Consider the following 15,367-nt stretch of genomic DNA (forward strand, 5'->3'; position numbering starts at 1 on the left):
TTGATACCTACTTCCTTAAACCTTTAATCCAACCGAACGCGCCATCGTGTACCGCAATGTAATCACCGACAATATCAGCGTGTGCTGCTTCTCTATTTTTTGTATCAATCTCAGATAGTTTTGCTAATGTATTATCTCGTTCAATGCGAATAAACTCATCAGATTGCCCGTTAATAGCAATTAAATATTCTCGTTTTAAACGCTCAAGATGTTCTGTCGCCAATCGATTACGGCTCCACCCCCTGGTATAACCATTCATGCGGTTAAGTGCATAACATGTGACAAAAATAGTCGTATGAACAATGGCTAATAATACAATTGCAGGCTTCGAATAAAACACCAATAGTGCAGCAAACTCGAGCAGAAAAATTGCCTTGCAAGATGTCCCCAAGTTATTCATAGATAGAAAAAAGATAATTGCTGGCCAAAATACAATCAAATGCCAATTCACTACATCAAATCCCACAAATTGATACGGGACTAATGTGATTAGATCTATACCAAAGACAGCTTTACTAGATATCATACCAATAGAGATTGCTATCCAAAAAACACTTAATATCGACAATCTGCGCGTTAATTTATGCTTGTAATAAAAACCATCTCGACGTTTCTCATATTTGGATAAATAATAATTAATTTCATCAATTGCTACATCACCAGTTTGCGACGGACCTACTTCACTACTCATCAACCTTTACCTTTCTTATAATTCTCAGCCTGCTCTAGCACGCCTTTATAAACATCATCATTTGCGATCGGCGGGAAGCCGTATTTATGCAGTAGCAAAATCAGGTCTACCTTAAGCTTGGCTTTGATATCATCCCGCCCTGCCCAATCTGGGTATTGGGCAACGTCATCGACAATCACTTTCATCTCTTTGGCGAGCTCTAGCATCTTGTCGTCTTCGTATTCAAATTCATACTTGGTGCGCATGTGCTCCAAGATATCGAGGAAAGCTTTCTCTTCCATATCGATACCGAGGTCCTCGAATGACGTGAGCTCAGTTACCATCTCGCTCATTAGAGACGTCATCTCTTTAATAATGCCGTCAAACATCTCATCCACGAATGGCTCGAACTCTTCACCTCGCAGTTCGTTACCTTCACGGCGCTCGTTGTATTGATCCACCAGCGATTGTAAGCGCTTCGAGAAATCGACACCTTTGAGCTGGTTTACCTTTTTAAAGTCACTAATGGCTTTGCCTAGCAGCTTTTGTAGCAACTGGATTTTGGTATGAGGCAGTTTAAGCTTTAGAACTCGCTCCATGTACTCGTCATCGAAGATGTCGATGGATTCTGCTTGCTCTTCACCAATAGTGAAGATTTCTTCTACGCCTTCAGCACGCAGCGCTTCTGCCACTAATTCGCGAACATGCTTGTTCATTTGTGCCGTGTCTGGCGCATCACCTTTGGTCAGCTTGTAAATGATTGACCGAACAGCAATGTAGAAATGAATCAAGTCGCGTTCTTGCTTAGAAAGCAACTCACTACCACAACATACGTCATAAGCCGCTTTTAAACGCTTTACTAAGCCCATGAAGCGGTGTTCATTCTTCTTGTTCACCAAGACAAACTCTGCGGCAAGATTTAAGCACTCAAGCTGCAATCTAGGTTCGCCACTAAAGTATCCGGAACGGTCAAAGTTATGGAACATCTTACCCAGCAGATCGAGGTGATTCTTAACCTCTACTACCGAGAGTTGCACATCCTCAAAATTACTTTCATCGGCCTTTGAGTACATCGCAAGTGCTTGGTTCATTCGAGACTTAATACCGATATAGTCAACGACCAAACCTTTGTCTTTGCCTTCAAACTTACGGTTTACACGTGAGATAGTTTGAATCAGGTTGTGCTTCTGTAGTGGTTTATCGATATAGATGGTGTCGAGCTCTGGTACATCAAAACCCGTTAGCCACATATCCACGACTATCGCGATCTTAAAGTTAGATTTCGGGCTCTTAAACTGAGCATCTAGCGACTTGCGGTAATCTTTGGTTCCGAGCAACTTGTAAAGCTCGTCTTCATCGTTACTGCCACGAGTCATCACCATTTGCACCATGGCTAAAGGCAGGATCTCTTTAGCTTCTTGTTCAGTTAAGGTTTCACCCTCTAGGCACTTTTTAATTTCGAACCACTCAGGGCGAAGTCGCTTCACTTGTTTGTAAAAATCATAGGCGATTTCACGGCTTGCACAGACAAACATCGCTTTGCCTTTGACCGTTGAACCTTCGGCTACACGCTCTTCATAGTGAACCACAAAGTCTTTGGCTAATGCTTCCAAGCGGTCCTCATCACCTAAGATGGCATTCATGTTGGCAGAAGCTTTTTTGCTCTCTTCAATCTGATGCTCACTGGCGCCTGCCTCAGCACATTCCTCATAGTATTTCTCGACTTCTTGCAGCTTACTATTATCGAGAATAACTTTTGCGGCACGGCCCTCGTAAACAATTCGTACCGTGATTTCATCATTCACAGACTCAGCCATCGTATAGCTGTCTACAGGGTTACCGAATACATCTAGCGTTGCATCAATAGGCGTGCCAGTAAAGCCAACATACGTTGCACTAGGTAATGAATCATGAAGATACTTAGCAAAACCGTAGCTCTCTTTTACATCGACAGCGACGCCGTCTTTGTATTGCAGTGTGACCTTTTTATCGAGATTGACTTGAGAGCGGTGCGCCTCATCCGAGATGCAAATGATGTTGGTACGGTCAGAAAGCACTTCAATGTCTTCAGTGAACTTGTGGATAGTAGTGAGGAACACACCACCACTTTTTATTCCTTGTAGTTTGTCACGAAGGTCTTGTCGGCTAGTGACAGAAACCACCATCTCGTCGCCGATATAATCACTGGCATTACAGAACTGTTCAGAGAGCTGATCATCTAGGTCGGTACGGTCAGTAATAAGAACAATGGTTGGGCTTTCAAAATCAACGCTCTTCATCAACAAGCGAGACAAAAACTGCATGGTGTAGCTCTTACCACAACCTGTCGCCCCAAAATAAGTACCGCCCTTACCGCTACCCCATGGCTTACGCTCTTTGTCGATGTTGTAATAAAGCTTACGAGCTGCGTAGTATTGAGGATAACGACAACACACTTTCACTTCTTTCTTCGAGGTATCAGGGAAGAAGATGAAGTTTTTCAACACGTCTAACAATCGAGTTTTATCAAACAGGCCCGCTATCATGGTATAGAGAGAATTGATGCCTTGTTTTTCAGTGGACTCGTTACCTGTCACCTTGCGCCAAGCGTAATAGAAATCATAAGGGGCAAAGGCGTTACCCATTTTGTTATTCACGCCATCGCTAATAATCGTCAGGGCGTTAAACACAAACAATTTAGGCATAGCACGCTTATAGCGGATGTGGATTTGTTCCCACGCGTCATAGATGGTCGCTTGCTCTTCACGTACAGCGCTTTTGAATTCAAATAGGACTAGCGGTAAACCGTTAATGTAAAGAATGCCATCAGGAATACGCTCTTCATCGCCGTTTTCAATGTGCAGTTGATTAACGATTTTGTAGATGTTTTGGTCTACGGGTTCGAAGTAACTAAGCCGATCTTCTGCGACTTTTGGCTCAGCAGATTGTGTTTTGTCTTCCAGAAGAGGCACAAACATTAATCGCAGTGCTTGTGCCAAGTGTTTAGTGTCTATCAGCTCGATGTAGAGGTCTTTCTTGGAGCGGTCTTCACGCTTAAGTAGAAAACCATTAGCAAGCCAGTCACAAAACGTCTTGTTGCTTTCGTATAAGTCGCTAGCAGGTAGGCGATTAAGCTGGTGGACGATTTGGTCAATCTCACCGTCTGTGATCTCATCAGCTTGATATTGCTTGGCAAGGTAAGTGCGTAAATCATCGAGAAGCAGCACTTGCTCTTTGTCTTCACGGACTATTTGCTCACCCACAACATGGGGATAGCCTTGCTCACCCAACAACTCAATGATGGCTTGTTCGAGTTTGGCTTCAGTAAATTTTAAGCTCATCGCCTTTTCCTACTGCTGTTTGACGTTATGTATGGTTGTTATTGTTTTTCGTGGTATGAAAAAGGCTCTTTGCTTTAGAGCCTTCCCCTTCGCATCTGAGTATTACTCACTTCCGTCATCTCAGAACCGAGGGACGAGGTGTCTGAGATCTCGCTTTTCGTTCTCCAAACCCAAAACGAGATTCCGGACAAGTTCATTCCTCACTTACCGGAATGACGAAACGGGTTATTCCACCAGCGCTTTGGCTTGCTCTACTTCTGGTGAATCTAAACGTAATTCGCCTGAGATCAGTTTGGGAAGTAGTGTGTCACGGAGATTTTCCAAATTATCAGACTCAAGCTTGTTGGTGCGCATTTTAGAGAAGTAGTTTTCGCTCATCTTGGCAAACATAGACATAACGTCTTTCGTTGGTAATGTAATAACGAAGCTATCAAAGCAGCTATTTTGCACACGCTGTCGACCAGATGATCCGACCATACTTTGCATTGCATGGACTCTAAATTTCTCGTTTCTAGCGAGGCAAGCAACGTAACCAAAGTGAACATCTTCGGTCTGACGCATAACGATAAATTCAGTTGAACCAAAGCCAACTTCGCCTTCGTTTAAAAAGTCTACAAACCCTGTTTTTCCATTTTGTAAACATGGGGTAATTCGAGCTAGAAGAACATCGTGTTGCTCAAATTTAGCACCACCTGTAAATGCTTTACTAGAGACCTCTTCGACTGCATAACCGCTAGTAGGAAGAGCTTTCATTTCCACAAATGGGGCTTCTGTTCCTTTTGGAAGTTTAACTCTCGGATTAATCTGAATTACGTCACTTACCGATTCGCGTTTCCACCCCTTAGGCACCCAACCCAACTCACTTTCTTCAAACTCACTTGGAAAGAGCCTACGAACATCATCAGGCAGCGGTTTAAAGCCTGTGCTTTCACGCACAGCTTTGCGGCGTTCAACACGCACTTCAAATACTTCAGGAATGTCACTGCCAGCATCAAGAGCGTTATCAATCACTGGGTCAAAATCAACAAACCAAGATTTAAACAACGTTTGTGCCATTTGCTCTAGGGTTTGGTTGATTTGGTTGTTGACTCGATGCTTATCATCCAGAGCCTTGAGCACATCTACTATTTTGTTTTGCTGCTCTAATGCCGGTAGAGGTATCTCTATTTTCTTCGCAGAACCAACATTAAAGTGCTGTTGAACAGCCCCAACCACATGAGCGTTCACCTGCCCATGAGCCATAGCATTCATAAAATAGGCCAAATAATGGGGGTTAAGAATTTCCTTATTGGCTCGCGCAATGACGATATCTGAACAGTTTGCTTCTTTAATGCTTTCAGGAATGACACATGTAGTTCCTGGCTTACCAGTCCTTACGATTGCGACATCACCAGCTTTCAAGCTTGATTTAGATAGTTTCTGATGAAATTCGTTGGAAACAAACTTCATGTCATTCCAATCAACATTATATTCAGCGATATTTTTAGAGCGAAGAAAAGGGACTCCCGATTCAACATACTCTTGAGTCATTGATCCGACAAAACCAACTGTTATCTCAGTACACAAGTCACCAAGTAACCTAACTTTCCACTCACTCCCCATAACCCAATGCCTCCAAGTTGCTGCGAATCGCTTTATCTAACGCTTCGGCTTGGTTCATTTGGCTATATAGAGTTTGGGACAGCTCACGCATCTTAGTTTCAAACGGAATACCGTCGTCTTCTAGTTCAGCAGCGCCGACGTAACGCCCTGGAGTGAGCACAAAATCGTTGACTTTGATCTCATCAAAAGTTGCTTGCTTACAGAAGCCTGCCACATCCTCGTACTTTTCCAGCTTACTATCGCCACGTTCTACTCGGGCTTTTAGCTCGGCGTCGTCGCTGCGCCATGCGTGGTAGGTATCAGCAATTAGCGCGATGTCATCTACAGTTAGCTCTTTGTGTACGCGGCTGGTCATGGTGCCCATTTCACGAGCATCAATAAACAGAGTTTCTTTTTCACGCTGACGGTAGCCTTTCGCTGCATTGGCTTGCTTGTTCTTGGTGATAAACCAAATACAAACTGGGATTTGGGTTGAGTAGAACAGCTGACCCGGTAGTGCGATCATACATTCCACCACATCGTTCTCGATAAGCTGCTGGCGGATTTCCCCTTCACCAGAAGTGTTTGAACTCATTGAACCGTTGGCCAATACAAAACCTGCCGTGCCTGTTTCGCTTAACTTAGACAGCATGTGCAGAATCCAACCATAGTTGGCATTACCTGTTGGCGGAGTGCGGTAGCCAGAAAAGCGCGGGTCTTTGGTTAGCTCATTCTCATCACGCCATTGACTGATGTTAAACGGCGGGTTCGCCATAATGTAGTCAGCTTTAAGATCTTTGTGTTGGTCCGCAAAGAAGGTATCCGCTGGGCGCTCACCCAAATTGCCTGATAAACCACGAATGGCTAAGTTCATCTTCGCCAGCTTATAGGTGGTCGACGTCAGCTCTTGACCATAAATCGCGATATCTTTGGTGCGGCCTTCATGCTGTTTTACAAACTTCAAAGACTGCACGAACATCCCCCCCGAACCACAGGCAGGGTCGTAAATTTTACCTTGGAATGGCTCTAGCATTTCTGTAAGTAGAGTTACCACTGACTTTGGCGTATAGAACTCACCACCGCCTTTACCTTCGGTTGCCGCAAATTTACCAAGGAAGTATTCGTAGACTCGACCTACTAGGTCTTCTTCGCTCATATCACACTCATTAGCTAGTGTGTCTATGTTTTCGATAGTATCGATCAGTGACGCAAGCTTCTTCACTTCAAGGTCTTGACGAGAGAAGTAGTTGTCTGGCAATGCGCCTTTCAAGCTTGGGTTGGCTTTTTCAATATTAGACAAAGCAGTATCAATGATGACGGCAATGTTGTCTTGTTTAGCGTGCTTTTGCACGTATGACCAACGAGAAGCGTCTTCTAGGTAGAAGATGTTGTCTTGTTGGTAAAACTCTTTCATTTCAACAAAGGCTTCTTGGCCATCGTCGATCATCTTTTGGCGACGCGTTTCAAACTTGTCGCTGATGAATTTAAGGAATACAAGGCTCAATACCACGTGCTTGTATTCTGATGATTCAACGCTACCGCGCAGCTGGTTGGCGGTATCCCAAAGGGTTTCTTCAAAGCCTTTCTTTTTCGCAGGGGCTTTCTTCTTTGTTGGTGCTTTTGCCATGTTTGGTACTACTTATATCAAGTTGAGACTTTGCTGGTGGGACAAGTCAATCATGGCGTAGGATTATATATGAAATGAGATTCGTTGGGTTGATATGGATTCAATATTTGCGCGGGTTACAGAGAGAAGGGAGCCCCCTCCCCCCTGCAAGGTCAGTACTTTAGAAAACTTTAAAGTGATATGTTTTTATACGAGAGCAACTTTCATTTTATCTAACCGACTGTTTAGATAAGGAATGTTATTCGTAGATATGGACAAAGTTGCAATAAGTCTGCATTCTCCACCTGCAACTCTTAACCTTACAAAGGAGGACGACTTAGCCGGCTTGTTCCATAGTCATTCGTCATCCCTTCACGAGTTTGTTTTGAGTTGACTTTCGCACAGTAAGACAGCCGATAGATGATAGCTGCACGGACTATCGCGTTACCTCGCTTGAGCATATAAAAGCAGTTGTCTGGAATAAATAGAAAACCACCAGCAGAAAGCCTATGCCAGTTCTCTTTAGCGATGTTTAAAAGCTTGCTTGGGTATTGCAATTTCGAGCCATCTAACATCAGAGCAAAGTGATAGTGTTGAGCGTTAGCTTTGTTTCTTTCACGACACCATACGTAACCGATTCTATTTATCTTGTACTCCTTTACTAACCAATAGCGTAACCAACTTAAGAACTTACTTATCATCTCGTTACCTTTGCTGTAGCTGGGCAAGTGCAAGCCAAATACCACAACTAACACACGGTGATGATAGCCTTCCATTGCGGTCAGTTGATCGATACTTTTCCTTAATTGGTGAGTAAAAATTGGCATACCTTTACGTGCGTTAATTTCATACACTTTCCCTTCATATCGGAAGTAAGGTGAGCAGGATTGATGTTTCTTCATATCACTCCTCTCATCCTTTAGTGAAAGGGGAAGTAGGTAGACAATATAAAATACCTACCTCCACAGCGATGATGTGAAACCACCTACCCCAGAGGTAGTAAGGCCTGAAGGTCAAAATAATGGAGGCCAACCTGATAACAAATGTAGGTATCTTGCGTTCAAATTCATTCACCATCATGCAAATGCGTTTGAACACAAGAGGATAGCCCTCTTAGCCACTGTTCTACGGACTCTTTATCCCATCCAAATGTTCTACCGTTATACTGCAATGGCATAGGGAATCTCCCTGTCGTCCACCAGCGATAAAGCGTAGACGGAGAGCGTCGAACCATAAGGCAAACTTCATGTGTAGTGAGTATTTGGCTCATGATGATCCTCCCTAAAATGACTTACTGTATAAAGGTTTATTCAAACGGGAGTCTCGCAGTCTTACTCTAGAATCAATCCATTCACAAACCTCTGACTCAAGCCATCCGACTGCGCTTCCTCCGAGATTTACATTGGCAGGAAATTCATCCATCGACATTCGTTCATAGATAGTGGAACGGGATAAGCCAGTCATGGCCATAACTTCTTTTAAGCGGACAATTCTCATTTCTTTTCCTTTAACGTATGTTGTTAAGACGAAATGAGATTAATCGGGATCAGAGCGGACTATTGGACACTTTGAAAAATGTCTAAACGAGAAACAAAATGTCCAAAGTTCATCTCTCTTTTGCTAGAGGGTTAACTTGTCTTTGTAACCCCCTTTTAACCAACGCAATAAAGAGCGGAGGTTTGGAAAGTAGCTATTGAGAGAAATACCTTTCCGTGCGAACAAATGCTCAACACGATGATGGAGTTCACTAGGTTTATTAAGTAAGTCCGCGCCTAATTCTGGATGAGAGGCAACGAGACCACATATCATGGCCAGAGCTTGATCTGCTGGTTTTCTCGGTTTTCTCTCTGGTGTAAGCTGAGTTTCGCCATACAACCCAAGCTGAGTCATAGGTTTTGCTAAGTGGTAAGCTTCGAGCATTCGGTAAGTATCTAGGTAACTGATGACGAGTTGTTCTCGACGAGCGTTTACTAAGAACCCTGTAACTCTGACCTCTCCAGTTTCAGCTTCTAGTTCTTGATACCAACATTCATCAACGTAAGGTAGAACTTCTACCATGAGTTCTTCATCACCTTCTATATTCAGCATCTTGGCTGCTTCTTCGTTGCTGGTTATCTGCCAAAAACAATGCAAATACGCACTAACTTCACCAATGCCTGTACCGTGTGCTTCATAGCCGGTAACAACGGCTTGCGATGCATTACTCGAAATAAGTTCATCGATATTAGACAGCATGAGCTTCTGGAAAGGGCTAACACCAATAACGTTATCGCCTGCTATTAACTCGGGTTCAACAACCTCAACATTCCCAAGCACTCCTTCACACCCAACAACACACGATGAAGACTGGCAAGGGGCACGGCTATCTAACAGCACACAAGGGCGAATAAGGCCACAAACAATCGCTTCCTCAATATACTCGATAGACACGCCAATTTGATTCGCAGCTTGCTGTAAAGAGAAATACGGGAGCGGGAAGAGTTTAAATTGTAAAGAATGAGAACTTTTTTGATCTGATGCCATCAGTAACCCCATGTCATAACGCATGATTTGTGTAGGAGTGCACATTTTTGCGTTTTACTGAATGAAGGTCGAAATAATTAATAACTAAGTGCGTACACGATCACACTGAAAATTAATAATAAGTAAAATAAATTCAATAAGTTACACATCAAATTCATTTCCTAAACATCAAAAAAAGCATTGAAGCAAACATAGTTTAAGATTCTATACATACAGTAACATATGGAGTATAAGGCATATTAAATCATGCACTTATTCATGATAAACGTCTTAAAAGCTGTAATGAAAGAGTACGTAAAAAATGAGCAAGAATGTCGCCCTTTTGGTTGCTGAAGCACCGTGGTTTTCGTTTAAAAAGAACCACGATCAAGCAAGCTGTTTGCCTTTCTTTGAAGGAGTAAAAAAACTGGTAAATGATGGTACTGATAAACCACAACTTAACATCTATCACTGCCACTACTACGACAACAAATCCCTTTCCTATGCCCTTGACCACTTGGTCGATACAAGTGAGAACATTCAGATACTTTACATCGGTGGCCATGGTGATGGTAAACGCATCGCTGATGCAACAATCAACAAAACAACAGAGCTCATTAAAGAACGAGGAAAGAAAATTAAAGGCCTCATCGTGAGCTCATGTATGGCCGGCTTGACCGATAAATTAGCCGCAGCAACAGAAAGTTCAATCTCTGCAAACAGCCTTTCGACTCTGTGGGTGAATGGCCCTAACTGGGTTATCTCTTATAGATATGCTGTTGATTGGTTTCCATCTGCACTGCTAGAGACGGCAATCATCAAAGAATTCAGTGAGTCCTATCACCAAGAAGGGAAGCTGAATTCCAAAGCAAGTATTCTTGAATGCATGCAGAGAGCACTCGCTCCTTTTGATTTGAACGCAAGGTTCGCGTCAGATGGAGATACATCAAAAACAATCAGAGACACTTTACGGATCTGGGTTCGCGCTCAAGGGGCAAGTAACCCTACAGAGATTACAGAAGAGTTGTTTGACAGCTTCTTGTAGTAAGTAATCCAGACAGCAACTCACGTAACGACCTGAGTTTTCGGCAGAATCGTAAGATTAATTTCTCGCGTTTCGGTATAACCAAGATTCAACACACCTCTTTACGATACGACGCCCTTTCATTCCCATGTTAGGGCGTTTTTCTCTTCTATAACTTTTCCATTTCATAAGTAAGGAAACATAATGGCTATAAACAGAAGAAAAGAAGCACAAGAAACGCTATCAGCCAAACAAGTGGCAAAACTCATCCTTCTCATCAACGCGACGTCTCCGGAATATAAAGAGGAACTGAAACCTAAGTTTAAGATGCAAGAAACGGCAGTTCAGCAAATTCTGGGGATGCCACTTTCCGATGAAGACCGTAAACTCATCGTCCGAGAGCTAAACCTTCTTGGGTGGGAAGTCGCAATCAACTGTCGCTATTGGCTTGTATTTACAGCAGATGATACTCATCTATGGCATGAAGCGGGTACTAAAATGCAAATGGCAGTGCAGGTTGATTTCTCAGATGCCTCTGCATTTTCTTCTTTTAGCATTCAATCTCGCACAAATTCTCTACCAAATGACGTAGCTAAATTTCAAGAATACACAGATGACGAAGTTCGCGATGAGCTGATCCAATACGCTTATGGCCGTGCTTCGGAGTCGGCCATTGAGAAATTCGAAGACACAGATGATGAGTCCTATTTGGGTATTGAAGAAGGAGCACAGCTTCCCATTTGTCACTTTACTTACTGGGAGTACCTTGATTACTTTTTGGCAAAGAAAGGCTTGAACAGAAAAGCGCCTCTAGTCGTGTAACCACCAGCCCCTCTCTGCTGTTGTCAGGGAGGGGAAAGGAAGTACTTATGGACCCCAAATGGCTATCAAAGCTTCCGGACACTATTGCAATAGCTCTTGTAGAGGCATATGAATCGCTGGACGAAATGAAGCGCACGTCTGATTTACTCACTGAGCAGGCCGCACTTGCAGAGCTCCAAGTTTACCTACTCAACGTAAGTCTTTTAAGTACACAAACGTTTGAGCCGGGTTTAACTATTTTGTCTGTACCAAAATTAAAGCAGCTCGCCCGTCGTTTTCGCTCTTTTTATCGGCAATTGGATGATTTGGGATATCACTTCGGATGGATTCAAATTGACTCATCATTTCGACAGAGGGAACTGGAAAAGTATCTTTCTGAACAAATTGAGAATCTAGAGAGCCCCGGTTAGCCTTCAATAAACTCCTGACAACGACGCCTATATGTGCGCACGCCCACATTTTTGTAATTTTCCTTGTTCAAGGCTCAATAATTAGTACACAGCCGCGTACACAACACAAAACTTGAATCGACACATTACCTTAAATTTCATAAGGTTAGATATTGAATTCAAATTACGCCAGCCCACCAAACGTTTGGAAAGGGCCAACTCGAAAGGGTTGGCCCTTTTTGTATCTGCGATTCGTATTTCCCCTCAACTCATCGCTTTGATTCCTAGCCAAAATCTCTTAGTCTGTGGTTAAGCATTCATCAATGGACATGAGTTTATGCTAAAAGGTAGTGAGTACCCTTCTATTCGTGCGCTGCGAACCTTTGTTGCAGTTGCTAACCATCTGAGTTTTTCTAAAGCGGCAGAGAGTTTGTGCGTAACTCAAGGTGCCGTGAGCAAACAAATTGCGACGTTAGAGCAACTGGTTGGGTTACCTTTGATTCAGCGTGGTATCAATGGTATTGAGCTCAGCGAAGAAGGAAAACGTTACTTACCCAAGGTGACCGAAGCGTTGGAGATCATCCAACATGCGACGGCAAGCCTGATTCAAACCGATACAGAACAAGAGTTATTGGTGGTCGATGTCACGCCTTCTTTCGCCAGTTTGTGGTTGGTGCCGAACATTGATGCATTCCATCAAACCCATCCTGACATCCGCGTTAAAGTTCGCACCAGTGATGGTCCAATAAATCAGTTAGACGTAGACAGCGACATCACCATCCGTTGCCTTCCTCTCTCTAGTCACTACGAACATGGTCGATTGCTGCGTCAAGAAACGCTGCTGCTAACGGGCTCATCAAGTTCTTCAACGTGTAATGACAAACAATCCATTACGGATTTCGCTTTTATTCCTCAAACAACGCGCCCGCAGTTGTGGGAGCAGTTCAAACTAGAACAATCTCTGCAAAGCGCGATTCATTATCACCCTGTCGGTCATGAGCATTTCTATCTCTCTTATGAAGCGGTAAAGCTTGGTAAAGGTCTTGCCCTCCTGCCTGATTTTATGGTGCAGCTGGCGATGTCGAGAGATGAGGTCTACCACATCCAACAATTGCGTATGCATAGCCATTATGGCTATTACGTATTTGTGCCGAACTACCGTCTAGCGGCGCGAAAAGTCTCACTGTTCAATGATTGGCTATTTAGTCAACTTGGAGAAGGCGTCGGTTAGATAACGACTCTGCTTCAATTTTTCAAACTGTGGTTGAAGCCAGCACATGTAAAGATATTCGCGTTACACTGAAGGGGTTGCCAACTGTAATGAGGGTTTATGACGTTATCTCCTGCCTTTCTGCGTAAAATCTGGTACTCCCCTTCTGTCAACCTTGGTTTGCGTGCCACCAGCGCGATTGTCCTATTCATGGGATTGGGTGTGCTATTCAACCAAATCAATCTCGCCATGACAGCTTTAATGACCATGCCTGCAGCATTGATCAGCGGTTTAGACACTGCCGGTCCTAGACGCTGGACACGCTTTGCGATTACCGCTTTTACGTGGAGCATTACGCTCGTCATCAGTTATGCTCTGCTGAATATGGGCTTACCGCTGTGGCTGACTTACGGCGCGATGGGAGCAATATTGGCGAGTACAGCAGTGAATGGTCCGCTTTGGGGACGTCTTGGCATGTCGAGCTTACTGATCGCGGTCGTGAGCTTGTCACTACATAATTCCAGCGCGGTACTTGGTCTCTATCCTATGTTGGTGTTGGGACCACTCACTTTTGCGCTGTTCAGTTGGCTTTGGTTTGCCTTATGGAAACATTACGCGCTGCGTGTTTGTCTTTCTGCGATTTACGAGACGCTAGCGGACTACATTCAATATCGCCAAGCTTTCTTACTTGGAAGCGAAACCGATGCTCCGAAACGACGCATCAAATATCAGTTGATTGAACTGTTCCAACAAGCGCTGCAATCAGAATCTTTTCGCTCGAAACATGAAGACGCCAACTCTCTACGTCAGGCTTTGTTTTTGGCGCTCGATACATTTGAAGTCGTCTTGAGCAGCCATACCAGCAACCCTGATCTGCTTAAGCAATTTCAATCCAGTAAACCGAAACGAGATCTGCTCTTGGTTTGGAGCCAACACTGCCAGCAAAGATTAAGACACAAAGCCAAGCAGCTTTTGCATAACACGCATGAAGAGATGAAACACTTGAGCTCACTAGAGCAGGAAGCCCATGATTTGATTGAGGCGGTGAAGCTAGAAGACCAACCTCGCTTTCGCTACTGGGCATACGCGGTAAAGCATATTTCTCGTCGTATTGAGCTCAATGAGCCCGCTTATGAACGCTCCTTTGAGGTGCAACCATTCGAGCTGTCTTTTCGTTTACCAAATCGAGGCAACCCGATTTGGCGCCATGTGACTCGCGTTGGTTTGATGTTTGCTCTTGGAGCTGGGATTGCTGAATACTTTGAATTGATTCGCCCGGATTGGGTGTTGATTTCCATGTTGATGGTCATTCAACCGAGTTTCTTGGCAACCCGAAGTAAAACTTGGCAACGCTGTTTGGGCACGGCACTTGGGGTACTCTTCGCCACCTCCTTGATTCATCTTGGCGTACCAACGACCATCTTGTTTGTATTAATCGCGGTCCTATTACCCATCGCAATGCTCAATATTATGCGCCATTACTCGCTGGCGATTGGCTGTATTACCGCGCTGTTGATTTTGGTTTATCAAACCATGGCACACCAGGGGCTCGACTTTGCCGCTCCGCGCTTGATCGACAATGTCGTCGGTGGCGCAATTGTCCTACTCGGTTATGGCTTATTGTGGCCGCAGTGGCGAGGTAAGGAGATTCATACCCAAGCATTAAAAGCGCTCGATAGTTCAAAAAGCTTATTTGTGTATTGCTATGAGCAGTTACAAGTCGACACAGAGCAACGTGATCACATGGCGCTCACTAAGCAACGTGCCGCCATGCTCACAGCAGAAAGCGATCTTGAACTGATTTACAACGAGATGCAGCAAGAGCCAAGGCACACTCGCGCCGATCCGCATTATTATGAAGATATGTTGAGCCATTATCGCTTGTTGAGTCACTACCTCTGCTTGCTGATCCCTCTAGTGAGAGCGGGCACCCATTACCAAGGTTCATTGCAAGTAGAACGCCTGATTCATGATGCGATGGATGCGTTGATCAGTACGATTCGTGACAATCGTGTTCATGAGCTGCCAGCACTGAGCAATAAAACCGATGCCAATCATCCCTCCTCGACCGCAGGACAGCGCTCTGTCGAAGAGATCATCTGGTTAGCATTGATGACGATTAAGCAAATGCACGACTTAGTAAGGCGTAACCTAAAAGACTAAATACGCACCACTATTATCAACGGAATGTCAGATTTGACTATTTGAGAACAACGTCGATTGACCAAGCTAACTAACAGGAG

General features: G+C 44.0%; 13 protein-coding genes. 5 read left to right on the top strand and 8 right to left on the bottom strand.

Annotation, left to right across the window (positions count from 1 at the left end; translation table 11 throughout):
* Nucleotides 1-7: 7 nt before the first annotated feature.
* The 8 genes from ABMY42_RS11580 to ABMY42_RS11615 form a co-directional block, all read right to left on the bottom strand.
* A complete protein-coding gene (locus ABMY42_RS11580) occupies nt 8-691 on the bottom strand; it encodes a hypothetical protein (protein ID WP_349266308.1) in 684 nt (227 codons plus the stop codon).
* Nucleotides 691-3,990, bottom strand: a complete 3,300-nt coding sequence (locus ABMY42_RS11585) for an HsdR family type I site-specific deoxyribonuclease (protein WP_349266309.1) — start codon at nt 3,988-3,990, stop codon at nt 691-693. The genes ABMY42_RS11580 and ABMY42_RS11585 overlap by 1 nt, the downstream gene beginning before the upstream one ends.
* Nucleotides 3,991-4,215: 225 nt before the next feature.
* Nucleotides 4,216-5,592 (bottom strand): restriction endonuclease subunit S, encoded by a 1,377-nt coding sequence (locus ABMY42_RS11590; protein WP_349266310.1) that lies wholly within the window; start codon nt 5,590-5,592, stop codon nt 4,216-4,218.
* Nucleotides 5,582-7,198 (bottom strand): class I SAM-dependent DNA methyltransferase, encoded by a 1,617-nt coding sequence (locus tag ABMY42_RS11595; RefSeq protein ID WP_349266311.1) that lies wholly within the window; start codon nt 7,196-7,198, stop codon nt 5,582-5,584. Before ABMY42_RS11595 ends, ABMY42_RS11590 begins: the two co-directional genes overlap by 11 nt.
* A gap of 299 nt (nt 7,199-7,497) precedes the next feature.
* Nucleotides 7,498-8,079 (bottom strand): inovirus-type Gp2 protein, encoded by a 582-nt coding sequence (locus ABMY42_RS11600; protein WP_349266312.1) that lies wholly within the window; start codon nt 8,077-8,079, stop codon nt 7,498-7,500.
* Nucleotides 8,080-8,243: 164 nt separating this feature from the next.
* On the bottom strand, nt 8,244-8,447 hold the full coding sequence (locus ABMY42_RS11605) for an AlpA family phage regulatory protein (protein WP_114092627.1): 204 nt from the start codon (nt 8,445-8,447) through the stop codon (nt 8,244-8,246).
* Between the two features lie 11 nt (nt 8,448-8,458).
* Complete coding sequence (locus ABMY42_RS11610; protein WP_114092628.1) at nt 8,459-8,674, bottom strand: AlpA family transcriptional regulator; 216 nt, start codon at nt 8,672-8,674, stop codon at nt 8,459-8,461.
* A gap of 123 nt (nt 8,675-8,797) precedes the next feature.
* A complete protein-coding gene (locus tag ABMY42_RS11615) occupies nt 8,798-9,745 on the bottom strand; it encodes a hypothetical protein (RefSeq protein ID WP_349266313.1) in 948 nt (315 codons plus the stop codon).
* A gap of 256 nt (nt 9,746-10,001) precedes the next feature.
* Here ABMY42_RS11615 and ABMY42_RS11620 point away from each other — a divergent pair, with 256 nt between their 5' ends.
* The 5 genes from ABMY42_RS11620 (at nt 10,002) to ABMY42_RS11640 (ending at nt 15,287) form a co-directional block, all read left to right on the top strand.
* Nucleotides 10,002-10,724 (top strand): hypothetical protein, encoded by a 723-nt coding sequence (locus tag ABMY42_RS11620; RefSeq protein WP_114092630.1) that lies wholly within the window; start codon nt 10,002-10,004, stop codon nt 10,722-10,724.
* 183 nt (nt 10,725-10,907) lie between these two features.
* Entirely contained in the window at nt 10,908-11,525 is a 618-nt protein-coding gene (locus ABMY42_RS11625) for a hypothetical protein (RefSeq protein WP_114092631.1), read from the top strand.
* Nucleotides 11,526-11,572: 47 nt separating this feature from the next.
* Entirely contained in the window at nt 11,573-11,935 is a 363-nt protein-coding gene (locus ABMY42_RS11630; RefSeq protein WP_349266314.1) for a hypothetical protein, read from the top strand.
* A 316-nt stretch (nt 11,936-12,251) separates the two neighbouring features.
* Nucleotides 12,252-13,145 (top strand): LysR family transcriptional regulator, encoded by an 894-nt coding sequence (locus tag ABMY42_RS11635; protein WP_199479921.1) that lies wholly within the window; start codon nt 12,252-12,254, stop codon nt 13,143-13,145.
* Nucleotides 13,146-13,244: 99 nt separating this feature from the next.
* Entirely contained in the window at nt 13,245-15,287 is a 2,043-nt protein-coding gene (locus ABMY42_RS11640; protein ID WP_349266315.1) for an FUSC family protein, read from the top strand.
* The last annotated feature ends 80 nt before the right edge of the window (nt 15,288-15,367 follow it).

Origin of the sequence: Vibrio sp. SSH13-20, from assembly GCF_040104475.1 — a bacterium.
In the GTDB taxonomy this organism is placed as follows: Bacteria; Pseudomonadota; Gammaproteobacteria; order Enterobacterales; family Vibrionaceae; genus Vibrio; species Vibrio harveyi.